At 70.8% G+C, this 19504-nt stretch carries 19 protein-coding genes; 10 read left to right on the plus strand and 9 right to left on the minus strand.

Annotated elements, in window-relative coordinates; translation table 11 throughout:
- Positions 1-7: 7 nt before the first annotated feature.
- From FMQ63_RS11450 to FMQ63_RS38350, 3 genes are all read left to right on the plus strand, one after another.
- Positions 8-1465 (plus strand): CHASE2 domain-containing protein, encoded by a 1458-nt coding sequence (locus FMQ63_RS11450; RefSeq protein WP_011554259.1) that lies wholly within the window; start codon positions 8-10, stop codon positions 1463-1465.
- An 87-nt stretch (positions 1466-1552) separates the two neighbouring features.
- Positions 1553-3337, plus strand: a complete 1785-nt coding sequence (locus FMQ63_RS11455; RefSeq protein ID WP_011554260.1) for a GAF domain-containing protein — start codon at positions 1553-1555, stop codon at positions 3335-3337.
- 150 nt (positions 3338-3487) lie between these two features.
- Positions 3488-3706, plus strand: a complete 219-nt coding sequence (locus FMQ63_RS38350; RefSeq protein ID WP_020478647.1) for a cupin domain-containing protein — start codon at positions 3488-3490, stop codon at positions 3704-3706.
- Between the two features lie 39 nt (positions 3707-3745).
- Here the strand turns inward: FMQ63_RS38350 and FMQ63_RS11465 are convergent, their stop codons facing one another.
- From FMQ63_RS11465 to FMQ63_RS11480, 4 genes are all read right to left on the minus strand, one after another.
- Entirely contained in the window at positions 3746-4243 is a 498-nt protein-coding gene (locus FMQ63_RS11465; RefSeq protein WP_011554262.1) for a DUF6232 family protein, read from the minus strand.
- The gene (locus FMQ63_RS11470; RefSeq protein ID WP_011554263.1) at positions 4236-4649 is read right to left on the minus strand and encodes a hypothetical protein; all 414 of its coding nucleotides are present in this window, start codon (positions 4647-4649) and stop codon (positions 4236-4238) included. The genes FMQ63_RS11465 and FMQ63_RS11470 overlap by 8 nt, the downstream gene beginning before the upstream one ends.
- 122 nt (positions 4650-4771) lie before the next feature.
- On the minus strand, positions 4772-6130 hold the full coding sequence (locus tag FMQ63_RS11475) for a sigma-54 dependent transcriptional regulator (protein WP_011554264.1): 1359 nt from the start codon (positions 6128-6130) through the stop codon (positions 4772-4774).
- Entirely contained in the window at positions 6120-8228 is a 2109-nt protein-coding gene (locus FMQ63_RS11480; protein ID WP_011554265.1) for a nitrogen regulation protein NR(II), read from the minus strand. The genes FMQ63_RS11475 and FMQ63_RS11480 overlap by 11 nt, the downstream gene beginning before the upstream one ends.
- A gap of 153 nt (positions 8229-8381) precedes the next feature.
- On the opposite strand from FMQ63_RS11480, the gene FMQ63_RS11485 reads away from it, so the two are divergent.
- The 7 genes from FMQ63_RS11485 (at position 8382) to FMQ63_RS11515 (ending at position 14224) form a co-directional block, all read left to right on the plus strand.
- Complete coding sequence (locus tag FMQ63_RS11485; protein ID WP_011554266.1) at positions 8382-9068, plus strand: TetR/AcrR family transcriptional regulator; 687 nt, start codon at positions 8382-8384, stop codon at positions 9066-9068.
- Positions 9065-9862 (plus strand): CoA transferase subunit A, encoded by a 798-nt coding sequence (locus FMQ63_RS11490; RefSeq protein ID WP_011554267.1) that lies wholly within the window; start codon positions 9065-9067, stop codon positions 9860-9862. Before FMQ63_RS11485 ends, FMQ63_RS11490 begins: the two co-directional genes overlap by 4 nt.
- The gene (locus tag FMQ63_RS11495; protein ID WP_011554268.1) at positions 9859-10599 is read left to right on the plus strand and encodes a CoA-transferase subunit beta; all 741 of its coding nucleotides are present in this window, start codon (positions 9859-9861) and stop codon (positions 10597-10599) included. Before FMQ63_RS11490 ends, FMQ63_RS11495 begins: the two co-directional genes overlap by 4 nt.
- A 47-nt stretch (positions 10600-10646) precedes the next feature.
- Positions 10647-11684 (plus strand): alcohol dehydrogenase catalytic domain-containing protein, encoded by a 1038-nt coding sequence (locus FMQ63_RS11500; protein WP_011554269.1) that lies wholly within the window; start codon positions 10647-10649, stop codon positions 11682-11684.
- A gap of 49 nt (positions 11685-11733) precedes the next feature.
- Positions 11734-12990, plus strand: a complete 1257-nt coding sequence (locus FMQ63_RS11505; RefSeq protein ID WP_011554270.1) for a hydroxymethylglutaryl-CoA synthase family protein — start codon at positions 11734-11736, stop codon at positions 12988-12990.
- Between the two features lie 144 nt (positions 12991-13134).
- A complete protein-coding gene (locus FMQ63_RS11510; RefSeq protein WP_011554271.1) occupies positions 13135-13623 on the plus strand; it encodes an Hsp20/alpha crystallin family protein in 489 nt (162 codons plus the stop codon).
- A gap of 85 nt (positions 13624-13708) precedes the next feature.
- Positions 13709-14224 (plus strand): SgcJ/EcaC family oxidoreductase, encoded by a 516-nt coding sequence (locus tag FMQ63_RS11515; RefSeq protein ID WP_011554272.1) that lies wholly within the window; start codon positions 13709-13711, stop codon positions 14222-14224.
- 3 nt (positions 14225-14227) lie between these two features.
- Here the strand turns inward: FMQ63_RS11515 and FMQ63_RS11520 are convergent, their stop codons facing one another.
- From FMQ63_RS11520 to FMQ63_RS11540, 5 genes are all read right to left on the minus strand, one after another.
- Positions 14228-16660 (minus strand): cation-translocating P-type ATPase, encoded by a 2433-nt coding sequence (locus FMQ63_RS11520; protein ID WP_011554273.1) that lies wholly within the window; start codon positions 16658-16660, stop codon positions 14228-14230.
- Positions 16661-16697: 37 nt separating this feature from the next.
- The gene (locus FMQ63_RS11525; protein ID WP_011554274.1) at positions 16698-17282 is read right to left on the minus strand and encodes an HMA2 domain-containing protein; all 585 of its coding nucleotides are present in this window, start codon (positions 17280-17282) and stop codon (positions 16698-16700) included.
- Positions 17279-17551, minus strand: a complete 273-nt coding sequence (locus FMQ63_RS11530) for a hypothetical protein (protein ID WP_011554275.1) — start codon at positions 17549-17551, stop codon at positions 17279-17281. The genes FMQ63_RS11525 and FMQ63_RS11530 overlap by 4 nt, the downstream gene beginning before the upstream one ends.
- Positions 17548-18765, minus strand: a complete 1218-nt coding sequence (locus FMQ63_RS11535; RefSeq protein WP_011554276.1) for a hypothetical protein — start codon at positions 18763-18765, stop codon at positions 17548-17550. Before FMQ63_RS11535 ends, FMQ63_RS11530 begins: the two co-directional genes overlap by 4 nt.
- 173 nt (positions 18766-18938) lie before the next feature.
- Positions 18939-19496, minus strand: a complete 558-nt coding sequence (locus FMQ63_RS11540; protein WP_020478649.1) for a hypothetical protein — start codon at positions 19494-19496, stop codon at positions 18939-18941.
- Between the last annotated feature and the right edge of the window lie 8 nt (positions 19497-19504).

The raw sequence follows: 19504 nt of genomic DNA on the forward strand, positions 1-19504 counted from the left end.
CCCGCCCATGGACTCCAGTCCCGCCGAGCCCCACCGCCGCGACGGCCTCCGTCTGCCATCGCCCGCAGTACTGCGGGTGCTGGGTGCATGCGTGGGCATCGCGCTGGCGGGGGTGACGGCGGCCACCGGTGGCGCACCGGGCTTCCTGGAGCGCCCGCTCTACGACCAGGCGGTGAGCCGACTGCTGCCCGCCGTGCCGCCGAGCGCGGACCTGGTGCTGGTGGAAGTGGATGACCGCGCCCTCGCGACGCTGAGCGAGCGTTGGCCGCTGTCACGCACCACGTGGGCCCGCGCCTTCCATGCGCTCGCCGCCCAGCGCCCCGCCGCAGTGGCGGTGGACGTCGTCTTCGACCAGCCCGGGCCGCGTGACGCGCTGGAACTGGGTGAGGACATCCTGGAGGCGCTCCGCCGCTCCGGGCTGACGGAGCAGCCCGCGGGTGAAGCCTTGGCGGCGGACCTGGAGGCACGGCTCCTCGCGCGCGACGGCGATGCCCGGCTGGCCGAAGCGATTTCGGAAGGGAACGGTGTCGTCCTGGGAGCCGCGGCGCTCACGGACGACGTCCCGGTGATGGCGCCCCTCCAGGATGGCGCCCTCGGCACGCCGCTGGCCCTGCCCGCCCACGCACTGCGGCTCCAGGCCCGGGAGGTGGCGGGAAGCATCGCGCCCCTGCGCATGGCGGCTCGGGGCAGTGGAACACTCAACATGCTGGTGGACGGTGACGGCGTCATCCGTCGATATCCCTACGCCGTGGGCGTGAGCGGACAGGCCTGGCCTTCGCTGGCACTGGCCACCGCGCTGCACCTGACGCCCGAACGGGCGGAGCCTCTGCGTGAGCTGGCGGCATGGGACCACGGCGCGCCGTTGATGCGGCTGCCCGCACCCAACTGGCTTCCCCGGGTGAGTCTGGCGGACCTGCTCCACGCGGACCCGCGCTCGGTGGGCTTGGACCTGGCGCTGCGAGGCAAGACAGTCTTCGTGGGTGTCACCGCCACGGGGCTGCATGGCCAGAGCACCCTGCCCGGCCAGGTGGCGGTGCCCGGCGTGGAGATTCACGCCTTCGCCCTGGACAACCTGCGGTCGGGCCGGCTGATGCGCTCGTCGGGACTGGTGGCGCTGCTGGGCGTTCTGGAGACCGCGGCGGTGCTCGCGGCTTTCGTCTGGCTTTGCCGGCGCGCGCGCACGTCCGGCGCGGTCCTCCGATGGGCGGTGACGCTGGCGGTCCTGCACACGGCGCTGGTGGCGTGGCTGGCGTCGGACCCAGGCTGGGTCATTCCGCTGGTCCCCTCGTGGGTGGGCCTCCTGCTGATGCTGGTGGTGGACGCGGCGTCGCGCGCGCAGGAGATGGGCCGGCAGCGAGGCGCCCTCCGTCGGCTCTTCATCCGCTACCCCCAGGCATCCGTGGAGCCGGCGGCGCCACAGCGAGATGCCCAGCGCGCCCGCGCCGACGCAATGCACCAGGACTAGCGGATAGCCAAAGAACCGCTCCGGGCGAACCCGCGCCACACGAAGCCTTGAGCCAGGCAGCAGCCGTGGCAGCATCCCCGCTCCTACATGCTCCGCTACGCCCTCATCGCCGAGCCCGACCCACAGCGAGCCGCTGGCCTCTTGTCCCTGATGACGGAGGAAGGCCTGGAAGGCGTCGTCGCCAAGGATGGAGCGGATGCCCAAGATGTCGTGCGCCAGCGAGGTGCGCCCCTGCTGCTCGTCACGGACCTGGCGCTGCCCCGGCTGGACGGCTTCGCGTTGCTGACGTGGCTTCGGGAACAGGAGGACTCCGCCGCAACACAGGTCGTGGTGGTCACTGCCTTCGACGAGCTCCGCGTCCGCGCATGGCAGCTCAAGGAGGCGCTGGGCATCCATGCGTTGCTCAGTCGCCGGGCCTCCGCGGAGGTGATGCGAGACACGCTGCGTCGCGTACTCGCAGGGCAGCTCGCACCACAGCCGCCTCCGGCGGAGGGGGCCGCGGAGCAGGAGCGGCAACGGCTGGCGAGCATCGCGGCCATGCACCTGGTCGACAACGGACCGCCCGAGGCGGAGCTCCAGCAGCTCGTGAAGGAGGTCGCCCAGGCCTTCGGTGTTCCCGTGGCGCTGCTGACGCTGGTGCTGGGCGAGCGCCAGTGGTTCAAGGCCCACGTCGGCCTGCCACCCACCCTCGCGAAGGACCGGGGCACGCCGCGCGACTGGGCGTTCTGTCATCACGTGGTGCAGGGGCGCGAGCCGCTCGTCGTACCGGACGCCCGGCGCCATCCCTACTTTCGTGACAACCCACTGGTGCGCGACGGCATTGTGGGCAGCTACGCGGGCGCACCGCTGCTGACCTCCACGGGCGAAGTCCTGGGCTCGCTGTGCGTCATCGACACGCGCCCGCTCGTCTTGGGAGCCGAGGACCTGGCCGCGCTGCGGGAGCTCGCGAACCGTGTCGCGGAGGACCTGGAACAACGGGCCCGGATGAAACCGGCCACCGGAAAGGCCCCGGCAGAGCCCGCGCTCACGGAAGCGTCGGCCCTGGGACTCCTGCGTGATGCGGTGCAGGCCCTGGATGTAGCGGCCCTGGTCGTGGCGCCTGGACGCAAACCCCACGCGTGCAACACCGCGATGACGGACCTGCTGGGCCTGCCGCCGGAGCCCTTCCCGGCCATGACGTTCGATGCCTTCTGCCAGCACGTCGCGGGACTCACCGCGGACCCGGCGAGCACGCTGCGGCAGCTCGACCTGGCCTCCGAATCGTCCCGAGGCCTCCGCCTGACGCTGGTCCTGGAGCGGCCCCAACCGCACCGGCTGCGCTGGGTGGCCCGGCCCTTCGCCATCCCTGGCGGCATGGCGCAGATGCTGACGCTCACCGACATCGGACACACCCGGCCAGCCCGTGAGGAGCGGGAGCGGCAGCACCGGGTGGACGCGCTGACGGGACTGGTGTCGCGGCGCGCGGGCGAGGAACGAGTGCTGCGCGAGATTGGCCGCTGCCGCAGGGATGGCATGCCCTTCAGCGTGCTGCTCGCGGACCTGGTGGGACTGGGGCGCATCAACGCGACCCGAGGTTTCGACGCGGGGGACGCCACACTGCGAGACGGAGCCCGCATCACCGAAGCCCTGGGAGTCCCTGGAGGCTTCGCGGTGCGATGGGAAGGCGGGGCGTTCCTCCTGGCCCTTCCTGGTGTGGACGCAGCGCGGGCCGAAGCATTGCGGCAGAAGCTGCGCGACACCCCTGGCGCTCCCGATGTGGTGTCCGCCACCGTCACCGTCGAGGGTGAGGAAGACCCTCAGGGAACGCTGGCCCGAGCCCAGGCAGCGCTCATCCGGGCCAAGACGGAGCACCGGCCACTGCGGCTGGCATGAGCCACGCTGGAGCCCTTCACCGCGACGAGGAGCACCGCATGTCGACGCCCGTGCCCGACCGCCTGCGCCTGCCCTTCCACTTCGACGCCGCGCCGCGCCAGCAGGAGCTCGCGGCATTGTCCGCCGAGGCGTGGTTGCGCGGACGGCGAGGTGCGGCTCCACGTCCCCATCACCACGCACCCCGACGTGGCCTTCTTCCTCGGCGGCGAGCGAGTCGTCCTCCAGCCCGGTGAGTGCTGGTACCTGGACTTCAACCGTCCCCACCGGGTGGACAACCCCAGCGACACCGACCGCGTCCACCGGGTGCTGGACTGCGACGTGAATGACTGGCTGCGAGACGTCTTCACGCGGGCCGTGAATGGGCGCTGAAGCCTTCGAACGATTCTGGCTCCGCCGCAGCGAGCTCGCTCAGTGCTGCCCCCGCGCCGCGACGGCGTCCTGGATGAGCCCGGCGAGCAGCATGAGGGACTTCGGATCCTTGCTCGCGCGCACGCGCCAGGAGCCAGCGCGGGTATGCAGCACCAGCCGGTACGACTCCTCGGCGAGGACGAGCCGCGCGATGCAGCCGAAGATGACCATGACGACGGCGATCAGCGCCGCCTCATAGCCCCCCTTCGCCGTGCTGCTGGAGACGGACAGCGCGGACAGAGCCGGCAGCCCCACGCTCATGCACAGGCCCAGCGTGGCCAACACAGGAACCATGCGAGGCGTGCGCCGCACCGTCTCCACCCGCTGGACGTCCGCGAGCAGCAGCGTCTTGCCCCGGGCGACGATCCGCTCGGTCGTCACACGCAGGCCGGCGTCCTGAAAGAGCGGCACTTCGGAAGGAGCGGGCGGCGCAACCAGCGGGCGGTCCGGAAACGCGGGAGTGGCGGGCACCGCGGACACGGCGAGAGGCTCAATCATGGGGCGACTCGGTCGACGGCGGCACGGCCCCGCCGGGAGAGATGAATACGGAACTCGGATGACCTGGAACGTGGGCCAGCAACACCCGGCGCAGCTCACCGAGCGGCCCGCCCAGCGCGAAACAGTCGCGGGCGCCCAGCCGCAGGGCGAGTCCCATCAGCCGCTCATCGGCGAAGGGCAGCAGCACGATGATGGGCCCCTGGGGCGAAAGCTCCCGGGCGCGCTGAAGCCGGCGCTGGAGACTCTCACCGCGCTCGACGTGGACGAGCACGAGGTCTGGACACCCACCGGCCGGCGCGCCCGACTCCAGCGCGATGCCCAGCTCGGCCAGCACGTCCATCAGGAGCGAGCTGAGCGACGCATCCCCTCCGAGCAGGAGGGCACGGGCAATGGACGAGGACTTCACGTTGCAACATCAAGCAATGCCCATGCCCGCTGTCCCCGCCCCGAGAGCCCGGGCAACGTGCGGATGAACCGTTGCATCACGCCAGACGTCCCTGGCGGATTACCACGGTGTCTCGCGCGCCCCTACCCGCGCTCCCGTTCGCGCCGGTGGATGGTGGACACATCGATGCCGAGCACCTCCGCGGCGCGCGTCTTGTTCCCGCCGCAGCGTGTCACCATCCACGCGATGTACTCCGCCTCCAGCCGCCGCAGGGGCCACAGCGCGTGCTGCGCCATCACCAAGGGCTGCACCTCCGGCGCCTCGGGTGGCAGGTGTGGGCGCAACTCCTCCAGCCCCACGACTTCGCTCGCCACCATCACCGCCAGCCGCTCTATCAGGTTCTCCAGCTCACGCACGTTTCCCGGCCAAGGCAAGGTCGCGAGCGCGGCCACCGCCTCCGGAGACAGGGACTGCATGCGGGAGCGAGGGTTGCGCGCGCGGGCGCGAGCCGTGAAGTGCTCCACCAACAAGGGGATGTCCTCGCGCCGCTCCGCCAGCGGAGGCAACAGCAGTGTCACGACATTGAGCCGGTAGAACAGGTCCGCGCGGAAGCGGCCCTCGCGCACGCGGGCGTCCAGGTCCTGGTGCGTGGCGGCGACGATGCGCACGTCCACGGTGCGGCTGCCGTCGGCGCCCACCGCGCGCACCTCGCCGTCCTCCAGGACGCGCAGCAGGCGGGCCTGGAGCTCCAGCGGCATGTCGCCAATCTCGTCCAGGAACAGCGTGCCCCCATCCGCCTCCACGAAGAGGCCGCGGCGGGCGTGGGTCGCGCCGGTGAAGGCCCCCTTGAGGTGACCGAACAGCTCACTCTCCAGCAAGTCATGTGGCAGCGCCGTGCAGTTGACCGCCACGAAGGGCCCGGAGGCGCGAGGCCCCTGGAAGTGCAGCGCGCGCGCCACCAACTCCTTGCCCGTGCCGCTCGGGCCTCGCAGCAGCACCGCCGCCTGGGCGTAGGCCACGCGGTCGATGAGCTCGTAGAGGTTCCGCATCGCCGCGCTTCGGCCCACCAGCGCCCCCAGCCCGCTGCGCTCGGCGGCGGCGCGCCGCAGGGCCCGGTTCTCCACCTGGAGCCTGCGCTCCTTCAAGGCGCGCTCGAGGAAGAGCAGCACCTCATCCAAGCGGAAGGGCTTGGTGAAGTAGTGGTACGCGCCGCGCTTCATCGCCTCCACCGCGCTCTCCACGCCGCCGAAGGCCGTCATCATCAACACGGGGATGTCCGAGTCGAGCGCCCGCACGGCCTCCAGCACGTCCAGGCCGTCCACCCCTTCCATGCGCAAGTCACACAGCACCGCGTCGTAGGCCTGTGCGCGCGCCATCCGGATGGCCGCTTCGCCGCCCGTAGCCAGGTCCACGACATACCCCGCGTCCGTGAGGGGCTCCCGCAGCATGAGGCCCATGTCCACGTGGTCATCGACGACCAGGATGCGTCCTTCAACCGACATGCCGCTCCTCCGCGCTGGGCTTCGCGATGGGCCAAAGCACCGTGACGCAGGTGCCCCGCCCCTCCTCGCTCTCCAGCTCCAGCCGGCCACCATGGTTGCGCACGACGTGAGCCACCATCGTCAGGCCCAGTCCCGTGCCCTGTCCCCGCTTCTTGGTGGTGAAGAAGGGGTCGAATACCTGATTGAGGTGCTCCCGGGGAATGCCGCAGCCGTCGTCGCGGAGGGTGAGCGCCACCAGCCCCCACGGCTCCGCCTCTGGCACCGCCGCGGCCAGCGTCACCTGCCCGCCCTCGCCACACGCGTGGCAGGCGTTGAGCGCCAGATTCACCAGCACCTGCTGGAGCTGGTCCGGGTCCGCGGCCAGTGGAGGCAGCGTCTCCGGAACGGTCACCTCGAAGCGAACCCCGCGCCGCTCCACTTCCATGCGCAGCAACTCCTGGACGTCCTGGAGCAGGGAGATGAGCGGCACCGGCCGCACCGCCGTGGGCTGGAGGCGCGAGAAGTCCAGGAGCTGCCGCAGCGTGCGGCTCACCCGGTCGATCTGCTCGATGATGACGGCAATGCCAGGCCCCTGCGGGTGTTCCCTGCCCAGCTTGCCCAGCACGTACTCCGCGCGCCCACGCACCACGCCCAGCGGCGTGCCAATCTCATGCGCGATACCAGCGGCGAGCACCCCCACCGTGGCCAGCTTCTCCGCGCGCAGCAACTGCGTCTCCAGCGCGCGCACGTTGCTCAGGTCCTCCACCACCAACAAGGTCTGGACCTCCGGGTGGCGCGCCTCCAGCGGCACCGCGTGGAGATTGAAACGGCCCTCCTCGCCGAAGAGCACCAGCGTCTCACCCAGGATGCCATGGGCGCGCGACTCGCTCGCGGCGGCCTCCACCAGGGCGCGAATCCGGGACACCACGGGTGCCGGTGCCTGGGGGAACGCCGTCTCCAACGGCGCGCCAATGGCGTCCGGAGGCATGCGCTCGCGGAGCACCTGGTTCACCGCGCTGATGCGCCCGTCCACGGTGAGCGCCAGCACCCCGGAAGGAATGTGGTCGAGAATCTTCTGCGTCTTGTCGTGCAGGTGCGCCAGTTGGTCCGCGTGCTGACGGCTCTCTCGCAAGGCGGCCGCGCGGCGCTGCGCCAGCACCACGTACACGGCGAACGTCACCAGGAAGAGCGCCACGAGCAGCGCCGCGGCCAGGAGCCGCCAGATGAGGGCCTGCTGATGCGATCGCAGCGTCGCGGTAGACACCAACGTGGCCGCGGCCCAATGGCTGCCACCTCGGACGCGGATGGGCGTGAACACGGCGATGGCCTCCGAGCGGCCCAGGCCCAATCGCTCGGCCTCCTCCGCGCGCAGCGGCAACGCGCCGCGCTCCCCCTCGCGCATGCGAGCCGCCAGCGTCGTGAAGCCCGGCACCCATGCGCCCTCCGTCTCCAGGCGCCGGAACCAGTCCGCCAGGGTGGCGTCGCTGGCGGAGGTCGGATGACCATAGGTGCCCAGGAGCAACAGCCGCGCGTCCGGGTCCGACGTCACGATGCGCAGCGGCGTGAAGAAGGATGTCGTGTCGACGAGCACCGCCACCGCGCCCTCGGGCCGGCCTTGCTCATCCACGGGCAGCGCCGTGGCCATGACCCGCAGCGAGTCCAAGCCGCCATCCTCCATGGGAGGTGACAGCGTGACGTCCCCCGGCGGCCGCAGCAGGGCCCGCCGGGCCGCCTCCGCCATCTGCGCCAACACGGGCGCTCGCGCTACTTGCTTGCCCATGCGCCGGTCCAACATGCGCAGCCATTCCTTGCCGTTGGCGTCGTAGGCGATGAGGACCTTGTACTGGCCCACCGCCTCCAACAGGGCCCGCATCTCCCGCCGGTGCTCCGCCAACGTGCCGGGCTGGGACATCAGCTCCCCGGCGAAGCGCAGGTCCTCCGCCACGTCCTCCAGCGTCTCCGCCACCCCGCGTGTGGCCTCATCCAACTGGGCCTGGCGCTCCACCGCGAACTGGTGCCACTGCGCCTCCCGGTTGCGCTCCAACAGGGTGAACACCCCCACCCCCACCGTCGTGAGGGCGACACAGAGCAACAGGATGGGGACGAGCGCGTACCGCATGGCCCGCGGAGTCTAACCGCCAGCCCCTCCCCAACCCCTTGAAATAGCAGGGAAATCAGGAGGCTCGCCGGCCCGGGGGCCGACTTTGGCGATTGACACTCCGCGTCGGGCGCTGCTACCTACCGGTCGGTAGGTCTCCAGAAGGGAGCAGACGTGACGAACACCGGAGGACGGAAGCCGGACGAGGGCGAGCGCTACCGAGCCATCCTTGAAACGGCGGCGCGGCTCATCTGTGACCGGGGGTACGAGGGCACGTCGATGCAGGAGATCGCCGCCGCGTGCCGGATGACGAAGGCGGGCCTCTACCACCACATCCAGAACAAGGAGCAGTTGCTCTTCGCCATCATGAACTACGGGATGGACCTGTTCGAGGAGCAGGTCCTCTCGCGGGTGCAGGACATCGCGAATCCGGTGGAGCGGCTTCGCGCGTGCATGCGCCACAACATCCTGCTGGTGACGCGGGGGTGGAGCAAGGAGGTCATCATCATCCTCCACGAGCACGCCACGCTCACCGGCGAGACGCGCGCCTTCATCGACGCCCGGAAGAAGAAGTACGTGGACTTCCTGGAGGAGGCCTTTTCGCAGGCCTCGCAGCAGGGCCTCATCCGCCCCGTGGACCCGACGGTGGGCGCCTTCTCGTTCCTGGGAATGGTGCTGTGGATCTACAAGTGGTTCAAGCCGGACGGGCGCCTCACGGATGAGCAGATCGCCGACGGCATGGTGGGCATGTTGTTCCCGCCCTTCGCCGCCGCTGGGGACACCGCTGGACAGGCAGGGCCCTCCCCGTTGCGCATGGTGCCGAGCGTGTCGGCCACCGGCACGGATTCGGAGGACGCATGAAGACGGCGCGCTGGTGCTCGCTGGAGGAGGCGGTGGCTTCCATTCCGGATGGCGCGTCGCTGGCCACCGGCGGTTTCATGCTGGGTCGCGCCCCCATGGCGCTGGTGATGGAGCTCATCGCGCAGGGCAAGCGCGACCTGGGCCTCATCTCCCTCCCCAACCCGCTGCCCGCGGAGTTCCTCGTGGCGGGCGGCTGTCTGGCCAGGCTGGAGATTGCCTTCGGCGCGCTGAGCCTCCAGGGCCGCGTGCGTCCCATGCCCTGCCTCAAGCGGGCCATGGAGCAAGGCACCCTCGCCTGGCGCGAACATGATGGCTACCGCGTCGTCCAGCGGCTGCGCGCCGCGTCCATGGGGCTGCCCTTCATCCCCGCGCCGGACGCGGACGTGTCCGGGCTGGCACGGACGGAGCCGCCTCCCACGGTGGAGGACCCCTTCACCGGCCTGCGCGTGGCGGTGGAGCCTGCCTTCTATCCGGACGTGGCGTTGCTCCACGCGCGCGCCGCGGACGAGCGCGGCAACCTCTACATGGAAGACCCGACCACGGACCTGCTGGTGGCGGGCGCGGCGAAGCGGGTGATTGCCACGGTGGAGGAGCGGGTGGCGAAGCTGCCTCGCGCCACCCTGCCCGGCTTCCAGGTGGACCGCATCGTCCTGGCTCCCGGCGGCGCCCTGCCCACCGGCTGCGCCGGACTCTACCCGCACGACGACGAAATGCTGGCCCGCTACCTGTCGCTGGCGGAGACGGGCCGTGAAGCGGAGTTCCTGGAAACGTTGCTGACGCGGAGGGCGGCATGAGCGCGACGCTGGACATCACCCCAGCGGAGACCGTGGTCTCCCTGCTGGCGCGGCAGATTGATGACGGCGGCGTGGTGGCCACGGGCGTGGCGTCACCGCTGGCCATCCTGGCCATCGCCGTGGCGCGCGCGACGCACGCGCCGGACCTGACGTACCTGGCCTGCGTGGGCTCGTTGGATCCGGAGATTCCCACGCTGCTGCCCTCCTCCGAGGACCTGGGCTACCTGGATGGCCGGTCCGCGGAAATCACCATTCCGGACCTGTTCGACCACGCGCGGCGCGGCCGGGTGGACACCGTCTTCTTCGGCGCGGCCGAGGTGGATGCCGAGGGCCGCACCAACATGACGGCCAGCGGCAGCCTGGACAAGCCGCGGACGAAGTTCCCCGGCGTGGCGGGCGCAGCGACGCTGCGGCAGTGGGTGCGCCGGCCGGTGCTGTTGGTGCCGCGCCAGTCGCGCCGCAACCTGGTGCCGGAGGTGCAGGTCGCCACCACGAGAGATCCGCGCCGGCCGGTGACGCTCATCTCCGACCTGGGCGTGTTCGAACTGGGCGCGTCCGGCGCGCGGCTGCTCGCGCGACACCCCTGGGCCTCGGAAGAGCACATCGCGGAGCGCACGGGCTTCGCCTTCCAGGTCTCCGAAGCGCTGTCCGTCACCTCGCTTCCGGATGCCCGGACGGTGGCGGCCATTCGCGCCATCGATCCGCACGGCTACCGCGACGCGCTCGTCGGCGCCTGAGCAGGGCCGTTCCCCTTCCACGAATTCAGATGCACGGAGGCACCCAGATGAAAGCCGTCGTACTGCGCAGCTTTGGTGAAGCGGGCAACCTGAAGATGGAGACCATGCCCATGCCCCGTCCCGGGCGTGGCGAGGTCCTCCTGCGCGTGCATGCCTGTGGCGTCTGCTACCACGACGTCATCAACCGCCGAGGCAACCTGCCCCGCACCAGCGTGCCCGCGATTCTTGGCCACGAGGCCGCGGGTGAAGTCATTGAAGTCGGCCCGGACACGCCAGGCTGGAAGACGGGAGACCGCGCCGCGACGCTCCAGCGCATGTCGTGCGGCGACTGCGCCCTGTGCCGCAGCGGCCGCAACAGCCTCTGCAAGACGGACAACCGCTTCTTCGGCGAGGAGCTGCCCGGTGGCTACGCCCAGTTCATGGTGGCCCCCGTCGGCGGACTGGGCCGGGTGCCCGCGTCGCTGCCCTGGAACGAGGCGGCCACGGTGTGCTGCACCACCGGCACGGCCGTCCACACGGTGCGCACGCGCGGCAAGGTGCGCGCGGGCGAGACGGTGCTCATCACCGGCGCCAGTGGCGGCGTGGGCCTGTCCTCCGTGCAGCTCGCGCGGTTGGACGGCGCGCGCGTCATCGCGGTGACGTCCAGCGAGGCGAAGGTGCAGGCGCTGAAGGAGGCGGGCGCGGACGAGGTCATCGTGTCGCGCGGGCTGGACTTCGCGTCGGACGTCCGCAAGCGCACCCAGGGCGCGGGTGTGGACGTGGCCGTCGAAATCGTCGGCAGCGCCACGTTCGACCAGACGCTGAAGTCCATGGCGCCCGGAGGCCGCGTGGTGGTGGTGGGCAACCTGGAGTCGGGGATGGTGCAGCTCAACCCGGGGCTCGTCATCGTCAAGGAGCTGGAGATCCTGGGGGCCTACGCCACCACGCAGGCGGAGCTGGACGAGGCCCTGCGCCTGACGGCCACCGGCGGCGTGCGGCAGTTCGTGACGGACGCGGTGCCCCTGGCCGAGGCCGCGAAGGCCCACTTCCGGCTGGAGAACCGCGAAGTGGCGGGCCGGCTGGTGCTGGTGCCCCCCGAGGCGTGAGCAAAGCGGCGGCTGGAATCCAGAGCACGACAAGGAATCGAGGAGTCCGATGAAGAAGCGCGTGGGAATCGAAGCGTTGGCGGTCGCGGTGCCGTCCCGGTACGTGGACATCGAAGACCTGGCCCGGGCACGCGGCGTGGACCCGGCCAAGTACACGGCGGGCCTGGGCGCCAGGGAGATGGCCGTCACCGACCCCGGAGAGGACACCGTGGCCCTCGCGGCCACCGCGGCGGCCCGCCTCATCCGTCAGCAGGACGTGGACCCGTCCCGCATCGGCATGCTGGTGGTGGGCACAGAGACGGGCATCGACCACTCGAAACCCGTCGCCTCGCACGTGCAGGGCCTGCTGAAGCTGCCGCGCACCATGCGGACCTATGACACGCAGCACGCGTGTTACGGCGGCACCGCCGGGCTGATGGCGGCGGTGGAGTGGATTGCGTCCGGCGCGGGCGCGGGCAAGGTGGCCGTGGTGGTGTGTTCGGACATCGCGCGCTACGGGCTGAACACCGCGGGCGAGCCCACCCAGGGCGGAGGCGCGGTGGCGCTGCTGGTCTCCGAGCAACCCGACCTGCTCGCCATGGACGTGGGCCTCAACGGCGTGTGCAGCATGGACGTGTATGACTTCTGGCGGCCCGTGGGCCGGCGGGAGGCGCTGGTGGACGGGCACTACTCCATCACCTGCTACCTGGAGGCCCTGTCCGGCGCTTACCGGGGCTGGCGCGAGAAGGCCCTGGCGGCGGGGCTGGTCCGCTGGTCGGACGCGCTGCCCGGCGAACAGTTGGCGCGCATCGCCTACCACGTGCCCTTCTGCAAGATGGCCCGGAAGGCGCACACCCAACTGCGCCTGTGCGACCTGGAGGATGCGGCGGACGCGGCGGCTTCGACGCCGGAGTCGCGGGAGGCGCAGGCGAAGTCGGCCGCCAGCTATGACGCCCAGGTGGCGACTTCACTGGGACTCAACTCGCGCATCGGAAACGTGTACACCGCGTCCCTCTACCTGGCGCTGGCGGGCCTGCTGCAACACGAGGCCGGCGCGCTGGCGGGACAGCGCATTGGCCTGCTGTCCTACGGCAGCGGCTGCGCGGCCGAATTCTACTCCGGCACGGTGGGCGAGAAGGCCGCCGAGCGGATGGCGAAGGCGGACCTGGAGGCGGTGCTGGCCCGGCGCGAGCGCGTCTCCATCGAGGAATACGAGCGCCTGATGAAGCTGCCGGCGGATGCGCCCGAGGCCGTGGCCCCGTCGCCCGGAGCCTTCCGGCTGACGGAGATTCGCGACCACCGCCGCCAGTACGCCGAAGGGAACTGACGCAGGGCGCCGGGCGCCCATCCCAGACGCGTGACGAGGCACCGGCAGGCTTCCCGGTGCCTCCCCTTCCGCCGCCATCTCCCTACCGTGAACCTCGAAACCCCTGCCTCGATGAACGGGGCACGGCTGAAAGGAGACGGAATCATGGCGGACCTACCTGCCCGCAGAGGCGGAAGCATGCTGGGAGCCCCACGCGGCTGGGACCCCTTCGAGCGCATGCAGGAGCTCTTGGGATTCGACCTCGGCCGGATGCTCGGCCCCCAGGGCACACGGGAAGGCGGCTTCGTGCCCGACTTCGAGGTGAAGGAGACCCAGGATGCCTTCATCTTCAAGGCCGATGTCCCCGGCGTGGAGGAGAAGGACCTGGAAATCACCCTCGCGGAGAACCGGCTGACCATCAGCGGCAAGCGGGAAGAAGAGCGCCGCGACGAAGGCGACCGCTACTACGCCTACGAGCGCAACTATGGCTCGTTCAGCCGCACCTTCACGCTCCCCCGGGGTGTGAATGCCGACAACGTCCAGGCGGACTTCAAGAGTGGCGTCCTCAACGTGCGCATCCCCAAGAAGTCCGAGGAGCAGCCCAAGCGCATCAAGGTCGGCGGTAGCGAACGCAGTGAGAAGGCGAAAGCCTGAGCCACCAGGAGGGGCGATCGGGAGAAGCCGGCCGTGTTATGGGACTTGGCACGACAACCGGCTTTTCCCGAAAGAAGGCTACCCAATGATGCGCCGCGCCCTTCCCCTCCCCTTCCTGGCCACCCTCCTCCTGCTGGCGTCCGCGTGCGCGACCACCGGCGCGGCGCCAGCGGAGGCGGACATTCTCCAACTCGTGAGTGATCAGACGGAGGCCTGGAACCGCCAGGACGCGGTGGCCTGGTCCAAGGACTTCGCCCCGGACGCGGCCTTCATCAACATCGTGGGCACCGTCTTCGAAGGCCGCGATGAAATCCAGGAGCGCCACGCGGGCATCTTCGCCACCATCTTCAAGGGCAGCCAGAGCCAGGTCACCGTGCGCAAGGTCCAGTTCATCCAGGAGGACCTGGCCATTGTCGACACCACACACGAGGTGACGGGCCATCCCGGCCTGCCCCCCGGCGTCCAGGACACCGAGCCCGGCCTGCTGCGCACGCAGATGCGGTACGTGATGAAGCACGTGAACGGGCAGTGGCAAATCATGGCCGGCCAGAACACGGACGTGAAGCCCAGGCCCCAGGCGGCCGCGCCCCAGACGCCCTGATGCTCAGTGGGTGGTGGAATCCTCGCGCTGGGCGGCGCGCGCCTGACGGAACAGCGGCGCCAGCGCGGCGAAGCCAGCCACCACCGTGGAGCCGTTGTTGACCACGGCGGCGGCGACAGGCGGCAGCCATCCCAGCGCCGCGAGCACCATGGCCACGGCATTGGGCACCAGCACCAGCCCGAGCCCCAGGTGGACGCGGGCCAGGGTGTCGCGGCCTGCGTCGAACGCCAGCAACAGGTCATCGAGGCTGCCTCGCAGCAGCACCACGTCCGCCGTCTCCAGCGCCACGTCCGTCGCCCCCCTCAAGGAGATACCAACGTCGGCGAGCGCGAGCGCCGGGGCGTCATTGATGCCATCCCCCACCATGGCCACGATGCGTCCCTGGCGCCGGAGCGTGCGCACTTGCGTGGCCTTGTCCTCGGGAAGCAGCTCCGCGATGGCCTCGTCCACGCCCAACCGGCTCGCGACCTCCGCCACCCGCGACGGCGAGTCCCCGGACAGCAGCACGATGCGCCTGCGCCCGTTCTCCTTCAGGGACTGCACCACGCCCGCGCTCTCCGGCCGCAGTGTCTCCACGTAGCTGATGCACCCGGCCAGCGCGCCATCCACGGTGACCCACAGGGTGGCGACATCGCGCGGCACGGACCGGGCCAGCGCCGAGCCCGCGTCCGTCACGTCCACACCTTGCTGCTGCATCCAGCGCGCGCTGCCCACGCAGACGCGGCGCCCGTTCACCTGGGCGCAGACGCCCCGCCCCAGGACGAACTCCTCCAGTCCCGCCTCGGGCTGCGGCACCTCTACGCCTTGCGTCTGGGCGTGCCTGCGCACCGCCTCCGCCACGGGATGAGACTGACGCAGCTCGGCAGCGGCGCTCAGCGACAGCACCTCGCGCGCGTCCCAGCCCCGAACGGGAATGACGTCCACCACTTCCGGGACACCCAACGTCAGCGTACCTGTCTTGTCGAAGACGATGGTGTCCGCCTGGGCCAGCCGCTCCAGGTACTGCGCCCCCTTGATGAGGATGCCCTGACGCGCCGCGAGCGTCATCGCCACCAGCGCGCTCGCCGGCACGACGATGCGAACACCCGTCCCGAAGTCCGTGATGAGGATGCTGATGGGCCGTGACGCCTCGCGCGTCCACAGCCACGTCGCCGCGGCGAGCCCGAAGGTCGGCAGCACGACGCCGTTCGCCACCGAGTCCACCTTCGCCTGCAGCGTCATGGGCTTGGCGCCCGCGCCTTCGAGGATGTGGAGAATCTTGGCCGCCGTGGTCTCCACGCCCGCGCGCACCACCCGCACCCGAAGGCTGCCCTCGCCCACCACGGACGCGGCCAGCACGCGGTCTCCCGCCTCGCGGACGCGGGGCTCGGATTCACCCGTGAGCGCCTTCTCATCCACCCACGCAGTGCCGGACACCACCGTCCCGTCGGCGGGCACGCTCTCCCCCGCGTGCACGACGATGAGGTCGCCCTCCTTGAGCCGGTCCGCCCGGACCTGCTCCACCTCTCCGTCCACCCGCAGTCGCCAGGCGTACAGCACCTCCAGCCGCATCAGCCGGGAGATGGCGGACCGGGCGCGGTCCGCGCTGCGCTCAATCAACAAGTCGCCAATGCCCAGCAGGGAGGTGATGAGCGCCGCGGTCCGCACCTGCCCCGTGGCCAGGGATACCCCCACCGCCACCAGGTCGAGCAGGTCCACGGTGATGCGCCGCTCCGCGACGGACTGGAAGGCGCGCTGTGCCAGCGGCAGGCTCGTCAACGCGACGCCCGCGGCCAACACGGGCATGGGCGCCGCGTTCACGACGCACGCGGCGAGCACCGCCGAATTGAAGACAGTGGCGGCCCATTCCCGCCGGGGCGGCTCGGGCGCGGCGGGCCAGGTGGATGGATCGCTCGTACGCAGGGCCGCCATCAACTGGCTCGCGTTGAGCATCTCCGGGTCGAAGCTCACCACCAGCGAATGGATGGCCGGCGAGGCGCTCGCCTTGTGCACCCCCGCCAGCGTCGCGGCCCAGGCCGCCAGCTTGAGGATGTCGTCGTCCTCGAGCCCTCGGACGTGCAAGCGCACGCGACCGGGCAGTGCGTGCAGCACCTCCACCTGGAACGGCTTGGGCGGAAGCTGGTGCAACGTGAAGGCGAAGTCCCGCACCCGCAGCGCGAACGCGCCAGGGAAGCGCGAGGCCTCCTGGTAGTGCACCTTGACCAGGCCCGTGCTGCGCTGACACGTGGCCACCTGGACTTCGGGGCGGGACTCCAACCAGCCGAGCAACTGGCGCAGCGTCTTGGAATCCTCCGCCGCGCCTCGGATGAGGAGCCGGCCCGGAGCCACGTCCGTGACGTGGACGGACACGGGCCGCTGATGCCCATCCAGGACATCGTGCGCGCGCCCCTTGAAGCCGCGCGCCATGCCACTCAGGAACTCCACCTCCGCCCGCATGAACGCCCCCCGAGCTGAACGCAGTGCAACCGCGACCTCACACGTGGGGCCGGGGCCGGAAGGGCACCGTCCCGCTGACGCGCGCGGCGTCTTCCAGCTCCTGCTCTCGCACACCGTCACGGAACACGCTGTAGGCCCAGTACAGCGCGTTGTCCCAGCGAGGCAGCCAGCCCTTCTGCGACGGGTTCGCCACCAGCGAGTAGATGCCCGTGGCCGTCAGCACCACGGGAATCAACTCGTAGAGGCCCGCCCCCGTCAGCTCACGCACCCGTCCGTCCAGCCACCGGGCGCCTCTCACCAGGTGCTCGGCCGGAGCCCTCCGCGACTTCGCCATGAACTTGGCGTCGACGATGCCGTCCAGGCCCGCCGTGTCGACGATGGCCGCCAGGAGCGACTCCACGTCGGCCGCGTCCGGGCTGTATTCGACGAGCAAGCTGCCCGTGAGTGGGGAATGGACGGTGCCGAACACACCTTGCGTCTCCCCCAGCTCACCGCGCACGCGGTCCGCGACGGCCGAGTCATCTCGGAAGCAGCTCGCGCGCACACGAAGCCGGCCCGGGGAGTGGTGCACGAGCAACAACCACTCCCCTTCGATGGCGCCCGAGTCCGGGTCGAGCCTCATGCGTGCCCCTCTCGACTGTCCGCGACGGGCCGGGCACCACTGTCCGCCGCACGCCGGCTGTGGGCCTGATGAAGGTTCGCCCGCGAGCGCGCCTCCGCCACCAGGTCGGAGAGGTACTCACGCTCGGTGGCGATGACCCGCCGCGTCCACGCCACCAAATCAAACGCCGCCGTCGCCACGGAGACGACCGCACCGCGTGAGTTGTCGACGGTGCTCCGGGCCATCCAGCCGCTGGCCACGCCCGCCAGGAATGCCACCGCCGTCTTCATAGCCCCCCCGGAGCGGCATGGGCGTCAGCGCCCAGCCCGGCGACGGGAGACGACGGCATCCGCCCGTCGCGCGGCTCGAACGAGTCGCCCTGCGGCGAACGAACGACCCCGTGGGTCCGGAACTGCTTCAGCAGGGCCTGCACCCGCTCGCGACGCACCGGACGGTTGAGCGCGGCGGCGGCCTGCCGCAGCAGCAGCCACTCCGCGTTCGACATGGACAGATCCACCGCGGCAATCACTTCGAGCGCGTGCAGGAAGGCATCCCGCGCGGGCTCGGGCACCTCGTGGAGACGCTCGACCCACTGCGCCTCGTCTTCGCCCAGGCGCTCCAGCAGTCGCTTGCGCGCCGCGGAAGGGCTGTTGCGCAGCAGGTGCGCCAGCATGACCGTCGCCTCGGAACTCAGCACCCCATCCGTTCCGAACAGGCACCAGGCGCCTTCGATGAGCAGCTCCACGCACCGCGCGTCCACGGCCCGCACGGCGGAGAACGCATCGTCCAGGGCGCGGCGGTAGCGCGCATACTCCACCGAGGCCTCGCCCAGCCGGCGCGTGTGCCGCCAACTGGTGACGGAGGAGGTCAGGACGCTGGCGAAGGGAAGGAGGTTTCGCAGCACGCCCTCTCCCATCAAGCGGTTGCCCAGCTTCCGCTCCGCCGCCTCCGTGTCCTCGGTCAGCATCCGGCCCACGAGCCCCGCACCGCCGTGGTCCGCGTCCTCCCACGTCTCCGAGCCCGCCGTGAGGGCGTTCAGGTGGAGCAGATCCCACGGGTCATCCGGGTCGATGCGCACGCCGAACGCGGACGCCACGTCGCACATCATCCGGGCCTGGATGAGCGAGCGCAGCATCGTGTCCAATCCCATGGCGGATCCTGCCACGGGGACGGCCACGAGCGCCCCCACGAAGCCGGTGTCCAGGGTGAACATGGCCGCGCTGGTGGAGATACCCGCGGCGCTTGCCCCCACCAGCGCAGCCTCCTTGCTGGCACGCCGGATGAGGGCATCCGTCTCGGACGCACGGACGGCGGACGTGGTACCGGCGCGCCGCGCCTCGTAGTGACGCACGTAGGCGGTCACCAGACGGGCGTGCCACGCGCCCGAACGGATGTCCTCGAAGCGCAACTCACGCCCGAGCTTCTCGGCGAAGTCTCGCAAAGGGTGCAGTGCGGCCGCCGGCGTCGCGGCGTCTTCCGGATGAAATGGAGCGGTTCGTGTCATGGGCTTGAGTGCGGAACAGCCGTGCGCGCCAGACCTGGAGGGCGCGACACGGCTGGTGGGGGGTGCATCCGATGTGGGCTTCCAGGAATCGGCGCACTCAAGCTAGGGAGATTCGAGGACCGGGAGAACCGGTCCTGCGGGGCAACGCCTACGCCGCCGGGTTGACGGTGGCCTCAGCGAACGGTGATGGCCGCCCGGACAGCGCGCAGGAGCTCGGTGAGCTCGACACGCGCCTGCGCCTTCGCCGCCGGGTCTTTCTCGTCCTGACCTCGCTGCGCCACCAGCGCCGTCACCATGGCGCCCGCGGCGGCCTTGGCGCGGGCCCAGGGATTCGTCTCCGCGTCCGCTTCGTTCGTCGTCACCGCGGCCCAGACTTCACACAGGTGGCTGGCCGCGTCCGCGAACGCGGCGACGGCGGGCTTCTGTTCGAGGATGGACGCATTGCGCAGGTCCCCCAACGCCCCCGCGATGACGTGCCCCTGGCGAGGTGCCTCACCGCGGGCCTGGGCGAAGAGGTCCGCGGCGGCGGCGGCGCCCTCGACGCGTGTCGCGGCCAGCCGCAGCCACTCCGCACAAATCTGGAAGGCCATGGGCTCGGGGAACCGCGCCGTCAGCCAGCCCAGCAAGGGATAGAGGTACTCGGAGCGCTGCCAGGCCTCGTCCACGGAGCCGCAGGCCAGGCCCGACTTCTGGAACATGCCGAGCAGGAACGCATCAGGGGATTCACTCATCGCGGCGC

Source organism: Myxococcus sp. CA005 (genome assembly GCF_006518205.1).
GTDB classification, from domain to species: domain Bacteria; phylum Myxococcota; class Myxococcia; order Myxococcales; family Myxococcaceae; genus Myxococcus; species Myxococcus xanthus.